This is a genomic window from Moorena sp. SIO3I6 (assembly GCF_010672095.1).
Genome location: NZ_JAAHHU010000013.1, coordinates 70,555 through 85,985 on the forward strand (window position 1 = coordinate 70,555; position 15,431 = coordinate 85,985).

The following is a 15,431-nucleotide window of genomic DNA, read 5'->3' on the forward strand; positions in this document are numbered from 1 at the left end:
AATTTGGTTGGGTAAAATTAGCTCTAGAGAATCAATCCAGTAATGACCATTATGGATAGGCATTAAACATCAGGGCAATCATATATATATCGCCCAAAGTTTAGTTATTCCTTCCGCAGCCAGTAAAGCAGTTTTTCGTCCCAGTTAGGAATAGTTTTTTTCCTAAACCCTAGAGGTTTGGCGAAGGATAAAGTAGACTTTGCAAATCCAGAGTAAAATCCTTCACCTATTCTTCCTGGATCAACTCTCTAGTGCCAAATTTATTGATGCAATGATTGGTTGTTGAAACCAACCTAGTTGTATTTAATAAGATAACTATATAAATTCCTGCTGTCTCGCCATTGTGGCCCAAAGGTTTGTTTAAGGTTAACAAGTTTAAGGTTAACAAGTTGAAGGTTAATAGGTTGAAGGTTAATAGGTTGAAGGTTAATAGGTTGAAGGTTAACAAGTTGTTCGCGTAGCGTGGCCAAAGGCCAAGGTTAACAGGTTGAAGGTTAATAGGTTGAAGGTTAACCGGTTGTTAGCCCTTGGCATCCCTTGTAGGGTAGGTTGAAAGTTATTCACTGTTGAGGGAACAGGGAACAGGGAACAGGGAACAGGGAACAGGGAACAGAGGGTTCACAACTGGAAGATTAGAACCTCCAACCTGCAACCTTAAACCTTCAACAACCTCCAACCTTGGCCAAAAGGCCACGCTACGCGAACAACCTTCAATCTTCAACCTCCAACCTTCAACCTCCAACCTTCAACCTTCAACCTCCAACCTCCAACAACCTTCAACCTTCAACAACCTCCAACCTTCAACCTTCAACAACCTTCAACCTCCAACCTCCAACCTCCAACCTTCAACCTTCAACCTTCAACCTTCAACCTTCAACAACCTTCCACCTCCAACCTCCAACCTCCAATCCAAATAACATTAAATCTTGCAAGTTAAATCACCAGTCTTTTGGCTAAAGCGCAGGTTTTCGCCATAGTCCACCGGACAATCAATCACCGCAGGCACATCTTGAGCTAATGCTTCTTCTAGGATAGGAATCAACTGATCCACTGAATTGACACGATAGCCTTTTAGTCCCATACTTTCAGCAAATTTGACAAAATCTGGATTGCCAAAATTCACGAAGGCCGACTCACCAAAGTGATTTTGTTGCTTCCAATCAATCAAGCCATAGCCACCATCATTGAAAATCAGTGTCACAAAGGCAGTCCCTACTCTGAGTGCTGTTTCAAGTTCCTGGCAATTCATCATAAAGCCCCCATCACCAGTGACTGCCACGATATTCCGATCCGGATAAACCAGCTTAGCCGCTAGTGCTCCTGGCAAAGCAATCCCCATCGCTGCGAAACCATTAGAAATGATACAGGTATTGGGACAATCACAATGATACTGACGAGCCATCCACATCTTGTGAGCTCCTACATCAGAGATCACAATATCTTCTGGTTCCATGACCTGGCGTAGGTCATAGATCAGTTTTTGGGGCTTGATAGGAAAGCCTTCATCATTAGCATACTGTTCGTAGTCCTCTCGGATTTCCGACCGAAGTTCAGCAGCGGATGGTATCGGTTTACCTTCCCGGTCTCCCTGCTTCATAATTTCCTTAAGAGAGTCAGAAATATCCCCTACTACCTCCACTAAAGGAATGTAGCTTTTATCAATTTCTGCTGGACTGGCACCGATATGAATAATAGGAATCTTGCCCTCTGGATTCCACTTTTTGGGAGAATATTCAATCAAATCATATCCCACCGCAATCACCAAATCCGATTGCTCAAAAGCACAGGTGATGTGGTCCCGTTGTTGTAATCCAAGGGTCCACAAGGCCAGGGGATGAGTGTAAGGAATACACCCTTTACCCATGAAGCTATTGACCACTGGAATATTCATCCGGGTGGCAAATTCGGTTAAGGCTTCAGCAGCACCAGCACGAATTGTGCCATTACCCGCCAAGATTAGGGGATTTTTCGCCTTAGAAATTGCCACAGCTGCCTTACCCAAACTACGGAAAGACGCAAAGGTTTTTTCCCGACCATCTTTGCCTAGGGATTGGCTATTGACTGGCATAGCCGCAATGTTTTCTGGCAAATCTATGTGTACCGCTCCTGGTTTTTCGGTCTGAGCGAGTTTAAACGCTTTACGGACAATTTCTGCTGTCGTATCAGGGCGAACAATTTGCCGGTTCCACTTAGTCACTGGAGCAAACATTGCCACCAAATCCAAGTACTGGTGGGACTCAATATGCATCCGGTCCGTTCCCACCTGACCAGTGATGGCCACTAGGGGTGCTCCATCCAAATTCGCATCAGCAACTCCAGTCATTAAGTTAGTTGCCCCTGGACCGAGGGTAGACAGGCAAACTCCAGCCTTTCCTGTCAGCCGTCCGTAAACGTCTGCCATAAAGGCTGCTCCCTGTTCATGACGAGTGGTAATAAATTGAATTGAAGAATGTCTGAGAGCTTCTAGAACATGGAGATTTTCTTCTCCAGGTAGTCCAAAAACGTACTCGACTCCTTCGTTTTCTAAGCAATGTACCAATAGTTCAGCGGTATTCATGTCACCCATATCTAATCATCCCTGGTATATAGGTTTTTGGTATCAAAATAATCTTTGATTGTAAAAAATAATTTTTAGATTTATTTTGAGATTCCTTTTTAGCTTTTTCTATTAGCTTTCGTCCATATTTGTTATTAGTTCATGACAAAAGATTTAGCATTTGATATCCGGTGTATGCCAATTTATCAGAAGTTAAGTGGGGTTGGGGCAATGTTAAAGTAGCTTTTGATAAGCTTTTGATAACCATGAAAGAAGCAGAGTACTGAGTTGTATGGCAATTCTGGCTTCTATCTGGGTAACTTTAATAAAAGTTAACAGTAAAAAGTTGATATAAAAAAGTTAAAAATGTTACCTAAAAACTTTTTATTTTCCCCTTCACCAGCACCACAGGGATAGAGACGGATACACAGATAGCTTCACCAACAAGGTAAATTTTAAGAATAGTGCTGAGTCCTGATTCCTGATTCCTGAGTCGGAGAATCCGTCAGTAGTAACTGTCACTGTTCAGGATTTAAATAGAATTGCTATAGGCTAATGGTTGTAAGCATTCAGCAGTCAGCCGTCAGCTGTCAGCTTATTTTATTCAAAAGTACCTCAACTAGTGTGGCACAGGCTTCGACGCTGGGACTTGACCCATAAGCACGGCTGATAGCACCTCAAGTAGCACCTCAAGTAGCGCATAGGCTGATAGCTGATAGCTGATAGCACCTCAAGCAGCGTGCGCATAGCGCATATGCTTACTAATGGTTTTAGCCTAATACCTAGAATTTTTACTTCACCCAAACAGTTTTGATGTTTACGAACTCATGTATCCCTTGAATGCTTAGTTCTCGCCCATACCCAGAACGTTTGATCCCACCGAAGGGTAAACGGGGGTCGGATTTGACTAAGCCATTGATAAAAACTGCTCCAGCTTCAAGTTCATCAATCAGCCTGGGGATTTGCTCCTCATTGGTTGTCCAGGCACTGGCTCCTAATCCAAATACTGTGGAATTGGCAAGCTTAATAGCAGCATCAATATCCGGAACTCTAAACAATAGGGCAACAGGGCCAAAAAATTCTTCGTTATCAGCTGGAGTGCCTGGTGGGAAGTCAGTTAGAATTGTGGGGGGGTAGAAGTTACCAGCGCGATCGCTTAAAGGATGGCCACCGATAAGAACCTTTGCCCCTTGTTCAATGCAGGCTTGTACCTGTTGGTCTAAGTCTCTAAGAATACCAGGGGTTGCCAACGGACCAATATCGGTATCTTCCGCCATGGGATCTCCCACTTTCAGGGCTTGGAATTTGTGCAGTAGACGTTGCTGAAATTCATCGGCTACTGCGTCCACCACAATAAACCGTTTCGCTGCAATACACGATTGACCGTTATTGAGCATCCTAGCAGTCACACCCGTAGTAGCTGCTGCTTCTAAATCGGCACTTTCTAGGACAATAAACGGGTCACTTCCCCCTAGTTCCAGGACAGTTTTCTTGATTTGTGTCCCAGCCGCAGCCGCTAAAGCAGCTCCTGCTAGCTCACTACCAGTTAGGGTGGCAGCTTTGACCCGTGGATCCTGAATTACTGGCTCTACTTGGTCAGCACCAATCAGTAAGGTCTGAAACACCCCTTCCGGAAATCCTGCTTCAGCAAAGATTTGCTCAATGGCTAAGGCGCATTGAGGCACATTAGAGGCATGTTTGAGCAACCCCACATTTCCCGCCATCAATGCTGGAGCAGCAAAACGGAAGACTTGCCAAAATGGAAAATTCCAGGGCATGACTGCTAGAATTACTCCTAGAGGTTGGTAGCGCACAAAGCTTTGGGTGGCATCGGTAGAGGCTGGGACATCTGCGAGGAATTCAGCTGCGTGTTCAGCGTAGTACCGACAAACCAAAGCACATTTTTGCGCTTCTGCGATCGCACTTTTGAGGGGTTTTCCCATCTCCGTGGTCATCAGCTCGCCGAATTTGACTCGATCCCGCTCTACAATCTCCGCCGCTGCGTTTAGCCACTCTGCTCTTTGCTCCATTGATGTTTGGCAGTATTGCTCAAACGCCTCTTGGGCAATTGCTAGCTTGGTCGCAATGGACGACGGACTCTCTGGCTCAAAGGTTTTGATGGTTTCCCCGGTTGCTGGGTTAACTGTAGCGATCCCCATGGCTTCCTCCTCCCCCCAATGGGGATAGTACTTCCAATTCTTTGATTATAACTAAGTATTTACACTATGACTTATTTTTGCCAAAATGGCTTAATAGTTTGATATACTTTTAAAAAGCCTCAACCCATTGCCGAGGTAAACTACCAGTCAAGCAAGTGTTCACCTAATCTCAAGTTTTATCCTACTACCACAAAATTTATCTCACCAGTTTTTAAAACAGTTATCAACCCAATTCTATGGATTAGGGATTAGAGCTTAGGGGTTAGGGATTACAGCTTAGGGGTTAGGGATTACAGCTTAGGGTAATGGTGTCAGGTATTAGGTATTAGTTAAAACAGGGGCATTTGATTACCTCCTTGCTAAAAAAGGCGCGCTTCATAGGCTTATCATAATACCCTTAGCCATTAAACCTAGATCCTAGAACCTTAAATTAGTAGTTTTATAATTTAGATTATACTCTGATATAGAAACTAATGACGAGAGCTAGATTGTGCCGTATTTAATTGCTAAATCAGAGCCGAATAACCAAGAAAGTTATAAATTGAGCAGTGGAGCCAATACCATAGGACGGGAAATAAATAATAGTATTACCGTAATTCATAAAAGTCTTTCCCGTCATCATGCTCAGGTCACACTCACGAATGATCGGGTTATCCTAAAAGACTTAGGTAGCCTAAATCACACGTTTGTTAATGACGCCAAAATTGACCAGTGTGAGCTCAAAGACGGAGACTTAATACGTCTGGGCAGTGTAATCTTTGAATTTGTGAGTGATGATGGCAGAATCACCCCAAATATCTTGAAGGATAATGATTCCAACTTTTCGATTGTCAGCAGGTTATCCCCAGAACAAACCCGTGTCGAAATTCAGGAATTACTGCACCATGACAGTTTAACTTATAAAGGCTCAGCCCTGAAGCTGCGAGAGCAAGATACAGGTCAACGCTCAGTAGACAAGTTAAAAATCTTATTGGAGGTGAGTAAGCAACTTTCCTCTCCCGATGAGCCTGATCACTTGTTGAGAAAAATTCTTGACCTGCTGTTCGAGATTATGAATGTAGACCGGGCAATCATCCTCATGGTTAATCAAGACACGGGAATGCTAGAGGAAAAAGCTGTCAACTCCCGAACAGGCATACCCACCCATGAGCGATTTTATAGCAAACGAATCACCAATTTCGTACACCAGAAGGGGGATGGGGTTTTAATTGCTGATGCTGCCATTGACCAACGATTCAGCAATTCCCAGTCAGTGCTCCAGCAAGAAATCCATGCCTCCATGTGCGTACCCCTAAAACCGAGAGAGGAAGTGATTGGGGTATTGTATGCGGACAATCTCTCTAGAGCCAATATTTACTCTCAAGAAGACTTGGAGTTTTTGACGGCTCTGGCTAACCAAGCTGCGATCGCAATTGACAATGCTCAACTTTACCAGAAGATGCAGGAAGAAGCAGTAATGCGGAGTAAATTTGAGCTTTTCTTTCCAGAAGCTGTGAGTAAAAAGCTCAAGGAAGAAGGCCACTTGGAAATTATAGATACCGAAGTAACCGCTCTGTTTGCCGACATCAGTAAATTTACCCAAATGTCCTCTCGGATGAAGCCACGCCAAGTGATTGAGATGCTCAATGAGTACTTCCAGGTGATGGTAGAGGATATTGTGTTTAAATACGAAGGCACTTTAGAAAAATATATTGGCGATGCCTTACTGGCTGTGTGGGGAGCCCCCTATTGCCAACCGGACGATGCTGACCGAGCCGTTCAAGCTGCGATCGCAATGCAACGAGCAGTTATTCACCTAAATCAGGATTGGTTCCAGCGGCGCAATTTAGAGATTGAAATCCACATTGGACTCAATACTGGCAAAGTCGCAGCAGGTAATATCGGTTCACAGAAGCTGATTCAATACGCTACTATCGGTGACACTACCAATGTTACTAGCCGCATCTGTAGTGCTGCTCAGGAGGGAGAGATTCTAATTTCCCAAAGCACCTTCGACAAGCTGAGGGATAAAACTCTACCGTTGGAAAAAATGTCCCCGGTTAAGGTTAAAGGTAAAGACCAGCCCCTCCAACTGTACCGCCTAGGGTGGGATACTTAATTCCAGGGAAGCTATAAAAGTTAAAGGTTGAATGTTGTTCGCGTAGCGTGGCCTTTTGGCCAAGGTTGAATGTTGAAGGTTGAATGTTGAAGGTTGAAGGTTAGAGGTTACAGGTTGAAGGTTACAGGTTAGAGGTTACAGGTTACAGGTTGAAGGTTAGAGGTTACAGGTTACAGGTTACAGGTTACAGGTGATCAGGTTAGAGGTTACAGCTTAGAGGTTAGAGGTTAGAGGTTAGAGGTTACAGGTGATTAAACCTTCAACCAAACAACCTTCAACCTTGGCCAAAAGGCCACGGGTGCGCGTTCAACCTGCAACCAAACCACCTTGGCCAAAAGGCCACGGGTGCGCGTTCAACCTTCAACCTTCAACCTTCAACCAAACAACCTTCAACCTTCAACCAAACCACCTTCAACCTTCAACCAAACCACCTTCAACCTTCAACCAAACCACCTTCAACCAAACCACCTTCAACCAAACCACCTTCAACCAAACCACCTTCAACCAAACCACCAAACCACCATCTGGTCAAGTTGGAAACCCAAAATCCAAATAGCCCTTTAAAATATCATGTGTATAACTTGTTGTGTCATGGTTGGTGCATAAATTGGCACGGCTCAGCCGATAAGTAAATATAGATACCTAGCCAAAATTGACTGTTGCTAGAACTCTACTGATTCGATGCCTAAGTCCTGTACCAGCTAATTCAGATGAGTCTGTGCATTAATCCCAACTGCTCAAATCCCCGCAACCCTGACAGTAAACTATTCTGTCAGAGTTGTAATTCTGAGTTGTTGCTGGAAGGGCGCTATCGAGTGATCAGTCAACTGGGAAGTGGCGGTTTTGGCAAAACCTATGAAATTGTTGATCCTCAAGGCAACCCTAGAGTCCTGAAAGTTCTAATTAAGAATAGTCCCAAGTATATTGAACTATTCCAAAGAGAAGCCGAAGTTCTCGCCCGACTAGAGAATAGTGGCATTCCCAAAGTAGAACCTGATGCCTACTTCACAGTCCACCCCAGAGACAGGGACGAGCCAGTTCATTGTCTGGTGATGGAAAAGATTCAAGGATTGAATCTAAAGCAATACATCCAAAAGCGGGGTGCTCCCATTGACCAGAAAATTGCCATTCGGTGGCTGATCCAGCTAGCTGCCATCTTACAGGCAGTACACAGTCATAACTTTTTCCATCGGGATATCAAGCCCTCTAACATTATGCTCAGGACAGATGGACAACTGGTGTTAATTGACTTTGGCACTGCCCGGGAAATTACAGGTACCTTTGTGACCAAAAAAGCCACTGGTATGGTAACAGGGGTAGTTTCCGCAGGGTATACACCACTAGAGCAGCTTAACGGTCAGGCAGTCCCCCAATCAGACTTTTTTGCTTTGGGGCGCACCTTTGTTTATCTACTCACTGGTCAAGACCCGAGTAAATTTTATGAATCCTATAATGATGAGTTAAGCTGGCACGACAGTGTTCTGAATATTTTGCCACAACTGGCAGATTTCCTCGACTATCTGATGGCTCGTTTACCCAATCAGCGTCCCCAAACTGCTGAAGAAATTTATCAGCAGTTAGTAGATATTAACAATGCGTTGTATCCCACCAAGATACCTTTCCATACCAAAACTAGCCAAGCCTCCAAAGAAACAAAAAGCCATAAGTCAAGAATCAGTAATGGTTCTTCCCCAAGACGGCCAGCCAGTACAACTCAACCCTGGGTTAGTCCTACACCACTGCCAATTTCTTCTGCCCCTAATCGGAATAGTAATTTACTAGACCCCAATTTTGTAGCTCTTTGCCAACAGGAACTCGCTGAGTTAATTGGCCCGATGGCTACCATTGTCTGCCAGCGTACTCTTGTCCAGCATCCTAACTCTTCCGCCCAAGAATTTGTAAAAGCTTTATCTCAACAAATTCCCAATCAAAAATATGCCCAAGACTTTCAACGGCGTTTAATGTCATCGGGTCAGTTATAGCGCTACGCTTAGCGTCAGAAGTCAGAAGTCAGAAGTCAGAAGTCAGCTAGACTCACGTTTCGGAGTTTAGGAGCGATGCAGCGCGGTCTTGGGGGTTTCCCCGGAGACAAAACCTTAGATAGTGGAGCCTTTATAGTTAGCAGGTTATGCAGAAAAGGGTTAAATATTTTTTAATAAGGCGACCCTATCTTACGGTAAATTCAAACCACTCGCTATTGCATCAAGACAATGTCCTAATCTCAATGGGTAGTGCTATATAAGTAATACTTAGTAATCATTCAGCCATCAGCTTAGCAAGCATTTAGTAATTTGGGATTACTAATTAGTTTCTGAATTCAGCATATTCATCGCCATTTCTAAACTAACTTTCATCCGATTCAGAGATTTGGCGAGTATACCAATTTCATCATCTGAATCATGGTCAAATTCTCCAGCCATATTGCCAGTACTCACTTCCTTAGCTAATTGAGCCATCTGCTTAAGAGGTTTGGTCACCGATACCTTGAGGAAACGATTAATCAGCAAGATGGCTACCAGGAAAAAACCAGTAATAATCCCAATCACCAATACCTGTAACTGCTTAGCAGAATTAAAGATTTTAAACCCTGGCACTGATACAATTTTTGCCCCAACAATTTCATCGAGCTTCCAACCAAAACCATGCTGATCACCGTAGGTAGCAATTTGGCTAGCAGGGGCGGCTTCAGGAGTACTGTGGCATCGTAAACAGCTTTTTTCAGAAACGGCGAGAGGACGGGCAACATAAAAAATTTTTCCACTAGGAAGAGAGCGAAAACCGGTTTTTTCTGTTAGATATGGCTGCTGTCGAAAACTCTCCACGATTTCAGTCTCGAAACTATCAGCTTTATCTCTGAGGTTAGTTGGATTAAGGGTCGCTTCTTTATAGAAAAAATCACGATATTGCTCACGTTTACGTAAATTTTCAAAAACTTCACGAGCTGAATAAGCAGGTACTGTTTGGGGTAAAAATCTGTCTTCATTTTATAATCGATCAGCTAATTCTGGATTCACTTGATTATTGGTATACTCCCGCACCGAACCCATGGTTTCGATCAGAATTAGGGCTTGGTCAGTTACGAGTTTTTCGGCATAGCCTTCTAAAAGTTGAGACAAAACCAACCCACCAGTCAGTACAAGTCCTATAAAAATGGATAGCAATAGTAAGTTTACCTTGATTCCTAAATTAAGTTTTTTTAACATTAGCCATCTCCCATAGTATCATTAGTGCCACAGCTGTTTTAGTTCTTAAGGTAATTAATTATGTTTTACCGCCGTCTATTCTTGTTGAATCTTATATTGATTTTTACAGCTTGTAACTCACCGGATACCCCTAGGCTAGGGAAATTAAGTATTGGGATCGTAAGTTACGGGGAAAGCTATCGCTTCATAGAGCGATACTCAAAGCTAATCGAATATCTTGGTGCTCGACTTAAGATGATTATAGAATTAGAACCGATGTACAACGAGCGCAGAGCACTAACTTTGATTAAGCAGAGCAAGTTGTCTATCGTGTTTGCTCCTCCTGGTTTAGCAGCCATCGCCATTGCTGAGGCACAGTACATACCAGTGCTACCTCTCCAAGGAGTCAAAAAGTCGCGCTCAGTCATCGTAGTAGAACTCGAAAGCCCGATCCAACACTTGACTGAACTAGCGGGCAAAGTCATTGCTTTAGGTCAACCCGGTTCTGCCACAGGATATTATCTGCCAATCTACAATCTCTACGGTCTGACCCTAGCGGAAGTGCGTTTTGCCCCCACACCAAAACAAGTCTTAGAGTGGATTGCCTCTGAGGAGGTAGTCGCTGGAGCGTTGTCTTTAGAAGAGTTGGAACGCTACCGCCTAGACTATAGTCAAACCAGGTTCCGGATTTTATATATAGATTCTCATAAAATTCCCAGCGGTTCTATCCTGATCGGACCAACAGTCGAGAGAAATCTACAACAGGAGATCCACAAGGCACTAGAATCTGCCTCCAGCAGCATGGCAGCATCAGCAGGATACATCCCCAATGCTAAAGCACCTGATTATGATTACTTAATTGAGGTGGTTCAGAAGGTTAGACCGATTGCCGAACGGATTCAAGAAAAACCATTCCCTTTATACAGCCTTCCATTTGAGTTGTAAAACTTCCAAACAAGGGGATAAACCGGCAGTAGCGGAAGAGAATCGATTATATTACCATTGGGGATTTTTAACAAATAATTTAGGATTGCTACATAAGCGGTTGGCAATGTGAATAGTTGCTAGGTAATCGCCTTTGCATACTTAGCAAGTTTGCAGTTATTTAATATAATCAGCAGTATTACCTATCTTTATTTTTAGTAAAGGTAATTGCCATCAGAATTCGCTCAATAAGATTCATGGCGGTAAATAAATAACTTATTAAGATTAGAATAATCTTTATATGATAAGGATTACATTGGGTGCATCTCAATGCATGCAATTAGGCAAAAATTCTAATAAAATCTCCATAATTACCACAATACCCGCGCCCCCGCCCCACAATACCCGCGCCCCCGCCTTAGATTCGCTAGCTTGACATAATTTATTCAACTATATTTTTTTTAAATAAATAATTTAACTATAAATTTAAAATATCGGTCTTTTTTTAAAGTTCGCTTATAGTTTATATTTTTTCCTGAACCATTACCGAGCAAGATGTATCAGTAATTAGAGGAACATTGATACGGATATCGGTTATGCGAATTTACACTCCTATTGCTTTAATTACTGTTTTAACCATCTGGTTTGGGGTTAATTTACCGATGATTGCCCATGGCTCAAATGCACCACTAAACTATAGTAATGATTGTCCCAGTTTAGTAGAGCAAACAGGACAAATTTTTTCTTATGGAAGAAAAGAAAACCACAAATTTGTCTCATCACCAGTAATTCCAACTACCCTGATCGCCCATCGTGGTAGCGGACGTCTGTCTCTTGTGTGAGAGTCAACTGACTGGATTCAGTTTGATGGCATATCTGGCTGCATTTCAATCCCACTGTTGGGTACGAGTAGCGGGCTACAGTGGGAAAGTGCTAATTCAATATAGTGTACTTGTAGTTGACTTATTTTATATAATATATTGGAAAAGACATGATTAGGGTGCCTCTTAATTCGTCAATTTTCTGCCAAGCAACCTCAGCTCGCTTTCTTCGATGACAGTGAGTTAGTTCTAGTGTGGAAAAATGAAACTAAATAAGCTTGATAACCAACGGAAGTAGATGTGATTGCCCCTAAGATGATCAACCAATCCGATCTGATCAAAACCCTAAGCCCCAGTGCAATGGATCAGATCATGCTATACCTGGCTTTCAGCGCCCTGCGGACGAGTGGACACCGACATGGGGCGTTTTTAGATGCAGCAGCAACCGCTGCCAAATGTGCCATTTACATGACCTATCTGGAGCAAGATGGCAATATCCGCATGACTGGGCATTTGCATCACATTGAGCCAAAGCGGGTAAAGGTCATTGTTGAGGAAGTTCGACAAGCGTTAACAGAAGGGAAACTGCTCAAGATGCTGGGGTCTCAGGAACCTCGCTATCTGATTCAGTTTCCCTATGTCTGGATGGAACACTATCCCTGGCAACCAGGGCAATCTCGTATCAATGGCACCAGCCTTGACCTGGAAGAAAAGCGCAATCTTGAGATCAAGCTGCCAGATCACCTGCCGGATGCCCAGATCATTAATTCCTTACAATTCTTTGAATTAATAGAATTTCTCCACCGGAGATCTCAAGAAGACTTACCACCAGAGCGACGTCTACCATTGAGTGAAGCTCTAGCTGAACACATCAAGCGTCGCTTAACCTATTCAGGAACTGTCACCAGAATCGATCACACCGGTGGCTTACCCTACTACGCTCTAACCAATGCATATTACTCGCCAGTAGATGACAAAGCCCGCACCTACACCATGATTGACGAAACAGCGCGATACTTCCGGTTAATGAGAAACTGGGCAGAGCGTCAGCCGCAAGTCATGCGAGGGTTGGAGGAACTAGATATCCCGCCAGAGAAAATCAATCAGGCCATGGAAGAGTTAGATGAAATTATCCGCCAGTGGGCAGATAGGTATCACCGGGATGATGGTGAACCAATGGTTCTACAGATGGTCTTTGGACCAAAATCTGAATAAAGTATGAAGTATGAAGTATGAAGTATAAAGTGGGAACTCGGAAGTCGGAAGTCTAACGCTATCTCAATTTATTAGATTGATTAGTTGCTTAGCAAGTTGTATGTTTTCATCCTTCATCCTTAATACTTCACGATTAACACTTCATGCTTCGCAATTAACACTTCATACTTCATGCTTCATGCTTCATGCTTCATGCTTCATACCTGGCTGATCCAGTGCCATGCTAGAGCTAACAGCACAACAGCGATCGCACCAATCATCGTATTAATAATATTCACGACTTCATTGGTCAGCCATTCTAATTTAGATTGTAGTGTCGCACCAATTACACTCTCCAGATTGGTGGCGATGAAGGCAGAAATAACACAGAAAAATACTCCTGTCAAGTTAACCAAACCAACGCCCCAACCCACAAATGCGATCGCAGCTGATGCAATTACTCCAGCTAGGGTTCCCTCAAGACTTACAGCTCCTTCTGTTCCCCGGGCTACTGGCTGTAAGGTAGTAATCAGGAAAGTCCGTTTGCCGTAAGCCTTACCCACCTCACTGGCAGTGGTATCGGACAACTTAGTAGCAAAACTAGCGACATAGCCCAGTAACAATAACTGCTGGTAAGGAGCATCCACCACTAGGGTACCCAAAGCACAAATCGCTCCAGTAAGTGCTGAACCCCAAACATTCTCTGGTCCCCTAGCACCGGAACGCTTTTCCGCAATTCCTGCCGCTTCCTTTTGCGCCATACCAATGCGGGTGACACCAGACCCTACCAAAAAGTAAAATCCGACTACTGTGTAACCTGGCCAGCTCAGAGTACCCCAAATCAGTACGCCTAATATCCAAGCGTGGACAATCCCAGCAGCAGTGAGTAACTTTTTGGGAGCAATCCATACCATGGCTAGGAAAACTGTGTTCACTCCAACAGCAACTAGCCAAGGATTTAAAGAAAGAATATCATCAAGCATAGCAAAATAGTTATATTGGTAATTGGTAATTGATAATTGCTCTAGCAGTTATCAATTGGGTGAGGTACAAATTCCTGGGTTTTAGGGAGTAGGGAGTAGGGAGTAGGGTTATCGGGCGAGGGTATGGGGAGAATGCTAAAAAATCATGTGTACCTCATCAGTATGAGAATTGCTAGAAGTGGTAATTAGTAATTGGTAATTGGTAATTGTGATTGCTTCTGAGCCATTACCCCACTACTCATTGCCTATTCCCCATTATCCAAAAAACCAACAACAAAGCACACTACTGAAGGAACCGGATACCAGATTAGTTCAGATTCTTGAATAAAGTTGAATTTCTTCAAAACCTTGGCCAAAAGGCCACGCGTGCGCGTTCAACCTACCCTACAAGAGATCCCTGGGCAAGAACAACCTTAAACATTCAACCTTCAAAACCTTGGCCAAAAGGCCACGCGTGCGCGTTCAACCTTCAAAACCTTGGCCAAAAGGCCACGCGTGCGCGTTCAACCTTCAAACTTTAAAAGCTTGGCCAAAAGGCCACGCGTGCGCGTTCAACTGTCAAAACCTTCAACAGTTTTCCCTTCAAACCAAAACTTATGAAACCAGTGCTATTTCATCTCGCATTTCCCGTTACCGACATTGAGCAAACTAAAGTTTACTACGGTGATGGACTTGGCTGCGAAATCGGTAGAGAATCTCGCCATGCGGTGATTCTGAATTTATACGGTCATCAACTCGTGGCTCACCTAACCAAAGAACCCCTGACACCTCAGCGGGGTATTTATCCTCGACATTTCGGGTTAGTTTTTACATCCCTGGCTGATTGGGAAGCCTTACTTTCCCGTACTCAACAAAAAGAATTACCCTTCTACGAGCAACCCAAGACTCGCTTTCCCGGTCAACTTACAGAGCATCGCACCTTTTTCCTCCAAGATCCATTTTATAACTTAATGGAGTTTAAGTTCTACTCTGATGGTTCAGCAATTTTTGGTGGACGTGAGTTGGCAGAAATTGGCGATCGCGTTTAATCCAAATCCTTTTCAGCAATTCTAAAACAGGGAAAAAACCCAAGAAGGGTTGATTAACAGGAAGGTTGATAAAAGTAGAAAAAACCCCTTACTCAGTAAGGGGTTTTTTCTGCTAAGCTCACTGGAACTACTGATACCAAGTCCCTATAACTTCCACAGGCATAAACTGTGCTTTGGATCTGTGACGGTGCGGGTTATAGATGATGGCACTCCTGAAGGTGTTCACCCCGGCACCATCACTCACACTGTTACAGCCACAGATGACGAAACCAACTATCCCGAAGATACTGAACTTACTCCTGTCACCCTTGAAATTACCGATAATGACCCAGGGTCATAACTTGAGCTGATTGAGAATCACAACTAGCCCCCCAAAACAGCCTATGCTTTATAAACATATTTCTTTACAAAAAACTTGACAAAAGTAACTTGATATGATTAGTGTGATCAAAAAACTTGACGTCCCACGTTCTCGCTCAGTTTGTATAGGAAAAGCCTTTTGCCAA

16 protein-coding genes and 1 pseudogene are annotated in these 15,431 nt (G+C 43.5%); 9 read left to right on the top strand and 8 right to left on the bottom strand.

Features of this window, described 5'->3' with window-relative positions; all coding sequences use genetic code 11:
- Positions 1-293: 293 nt before the first annotated feature.
- Together F6K49_RS07495 and F6K49_RS07500 are read right to left on the bottom strand one after the other, a co-directional pair.
- Positions 294-470, bottom strand: a complete 177-nt coding sequence (locus tag F6K49_RS07495; protein ID WP_293070903.1) for a hypothetical protein — start codon at positions 468-470, stop codon at positions 294-296.
- Positions 442-564, bottom strand: a complete 123-nt coding sequence (locus F6K49_RS07500) for a hypothetical protein (RefSeq protein WP_293018978.1) — start codon at positions 562-564, stop codon at positions 442-444. Before F6K49_RS07500 ends, F6K49_RS07495 begins: the two co-directional genes overlap by 29 nt.
- A 2-nt stretch (positions 565-566) precedes the next feature.
- On the opposite strand from F6K49_RS07500, the gene F6K49_RS07505 reads away from it, so the two are divergent.
- Positions 567-917, top strand: coding sequence for a hypothetical protein (locus F6K49_RS07505; RefSeq protein WP_293018979.1), 351 nt, complete (start codon positions 567-569; stop codon positions 915-917).
- A gap of 2 nt (positions 918-919) precedes the next feature.
- Here the strand turns inward: F6K49_RS07505 and F6K49_RS07510 are convergent, their stop codons facing one another.
- Together F6K49_RS07510 and F6K49_RS07515 are read right to left on the bottom strand one after the other, a co-directional pair.
- Complete coding sequence (locus tag F6K49_RS07510) at positions 920-2,557, bottom strand: acetolactate synthase large subunit (protein ID WP_366514141.1); 1,638 nt, start codon at positions 2,555-2,557, stop codon at positions 920-922.
- Positions 2,558-3,327: 770 nt separating this feature from the next.
- Positions 3,328-4,695 carry an NAD-dependent succinate-semialdehyde dehydrogenase gene (locus F6K49_RS07515; RefSeq protein WP_293018981.1) on the bottom strand — a complete coding sequence of 456 codons (1,368 nt, stop codon included), beginning with the start codon at positions 4,693-4,695 and terminating at the stop codon, positions 3,328-3,330.
- A 490-nt stretch (positions 4,696-5,185) separates the two neighbouring features.
- Here F6K49_RS07515 and F6K49_RS07520 point away from each other — a divergent pair, with 490 nt between their 5' ends.
- The 3 genes from F6K49_RS07520 to F6K49_RS07530 all read left to right on the top strand — a co-directional run bounded on the left by F6K49_RS07520 (position 5,186) and on the right by F6K49_RS07530 (position 8,775).
- Entirely contained in the window at positions 5,186-6,793 is a 1,608-nt protein-coding gene (locus tag F6K49_RS07520) for an adenylate/guanylate cyclase domain-containing protein (RefSeq protein WP_293018982.1), read from the top strand.
- Positions 6,794-7,040: 247 nt separating this feature from the next.
- Positions 7,041-7,349, top strand: coding sequence for a hypothetical protein (locus F6K49_RS07525; RefSeq protein ID WP_293018983.1), 309 nt, complete (start codon positions 7,041-7,043; stop codon positions 7,347-7,349).
- Between the two features lie 154 nt (positions 7,350-7,503).
- Positions 7,504-8,775, top strand: a complete 1,272-nt coding sequence (locus tag F6K49_RS07530) for a serine/threonine-protein kinase (protein ID WP_293018984.1) — start codon at positions 7,504-7,506, stop codon at positions 8,773-8,775.
- Between the two features lie 318 nt (positions 8,776-9,093).
- Here F6K49_RS07530 and F6K49_RS53230 read toward each other — a convergent pair whose 3' ends face one another.
- The 3 genes and pseudogenes from F6K49_RS53230 to F6K49_RS07545 all read right to left on the bottom strand — a co-directional run bounded on the left by F6K49_RS53230 (position 9,094) and on the right by F6K49_RS07545 (position 9,996).
- A complete protein-coding gene (locus F6K49_RS53230; RefSeq protein ID WP_366514142.1) occupies positions 9,094-9,387 on the bottom strand; it encodes a HAMP domain-containing protein in 294 nt (97 codons plus the stop codon).
- 6 nt (positions 9,388-9,393) lie between these two features.
- A pseudogene (locus tag F6K49_RS07540) lies at positions 9,394-9,741 on the bottom strand (DUF3365 domain-containing protein); the annotation flags it as partial.
- Between the two features lie 36 nt (positions 9,742-9,777).
- The gene (locus F6K49_RS07545; protein WP_293095513.1) at positions 9,778-9,996 is read right to left on the bottom strand and encodes a hypothetical protein; all 219 of its coding nucleotides are present in this window, start codon (positions 9,994-9,996) and stop codon (positions 9,778-9,780) included.
- 60 nt (positions 9,997-10,056) lie between these two features.
- On the opposite strand from F6K49_RS07545, the gene F6K49_RS07550 reads away from it, so the two are divergent.
- From F6K49_RS07550 to hetR, 3 genes are all read left to right on the top strand, one after another.
- Positions 10,057-10,920, top strand: a complete 864-nt coding sequence (locus tag F6K49_RS07550) for a PhnD/SsuA/transferrin family substrate-binding protein (RefSeq protein ID WP_293018988.1) — start codon at positions 10,057-10,059, stop codon at positions 10,918-10,920.
- A 575-nt stretch (positions 10,921-11,495) separates the two neighbouring features.
- Positions 11,496-11,741: a hypothetical protein gene (locus F6K49_RS07555; RefSeq protein WP_293018990.1), complete on the top strand. Its 246-nt coding sequence runs from the start codon at positions 11,496-11,498 to the stop codon at positions 11,739-11,741.
- 294 nt (positions 11,742-12,035) lie between these two features.
- A complete protein-coding gene (hetR, locus tag F6K49_RS07560) occupies positions 12,036-12,935 on the top strand; it encodes a heterocyst differentiation master regulator HetR (protein WP_287247612.1) in 900 nt (299 codons plus the stop codon).
- Between the two features lie 197 nt (positions 12,936-13,132).
- On the opposite strand, the gene F6K49_RS07565 is transcribed toward hetR, so the two are convergent.
- Positions 13,133-13,897 carry a TIGR00297 family protein gene (locus F6K49_RS07565; protein ID WP_293095515.1) on the bottom strand — a complete coding sequence of 255 codons (765 nt, stop codon included), beginning with the start codon at positions 13,895-13,897 and terminating at the stop codon, positions 13,133-13,135.
- Between the two features lie 596 nt (positions 13,898-14,493).
- Here F6K49_RS07565 and F6K49_RS07570 point away from each other — a divergent pair.
- Together F6K49_RS07570 and F6K49_RS07575 are read left to right on the top strand one after the other, a co-directional pair.
- Positions 14,494-14,925: a VOC family protein gene (locus tag F6K49_RS07570; protein ID WP_293018997.1), complete on the top strand. Its 432-nt coding sequence runs from the start codon at positions 14,494-14,496 to the stop codon at positions 14,923-14,925.
- A 187-nt stretch (positions 14,926-15,112) separates the two neighbouring features.
- Entirely contained in the window at positions 15,113-15,265 is a 153-nt protein-coding gene (locus F6K49_RS07575; protein WP_293018999.1) for a hypothetical protein, read from the top strand.
- Positions 15,266-15,431: the final 166 nt, after the last annotated feature.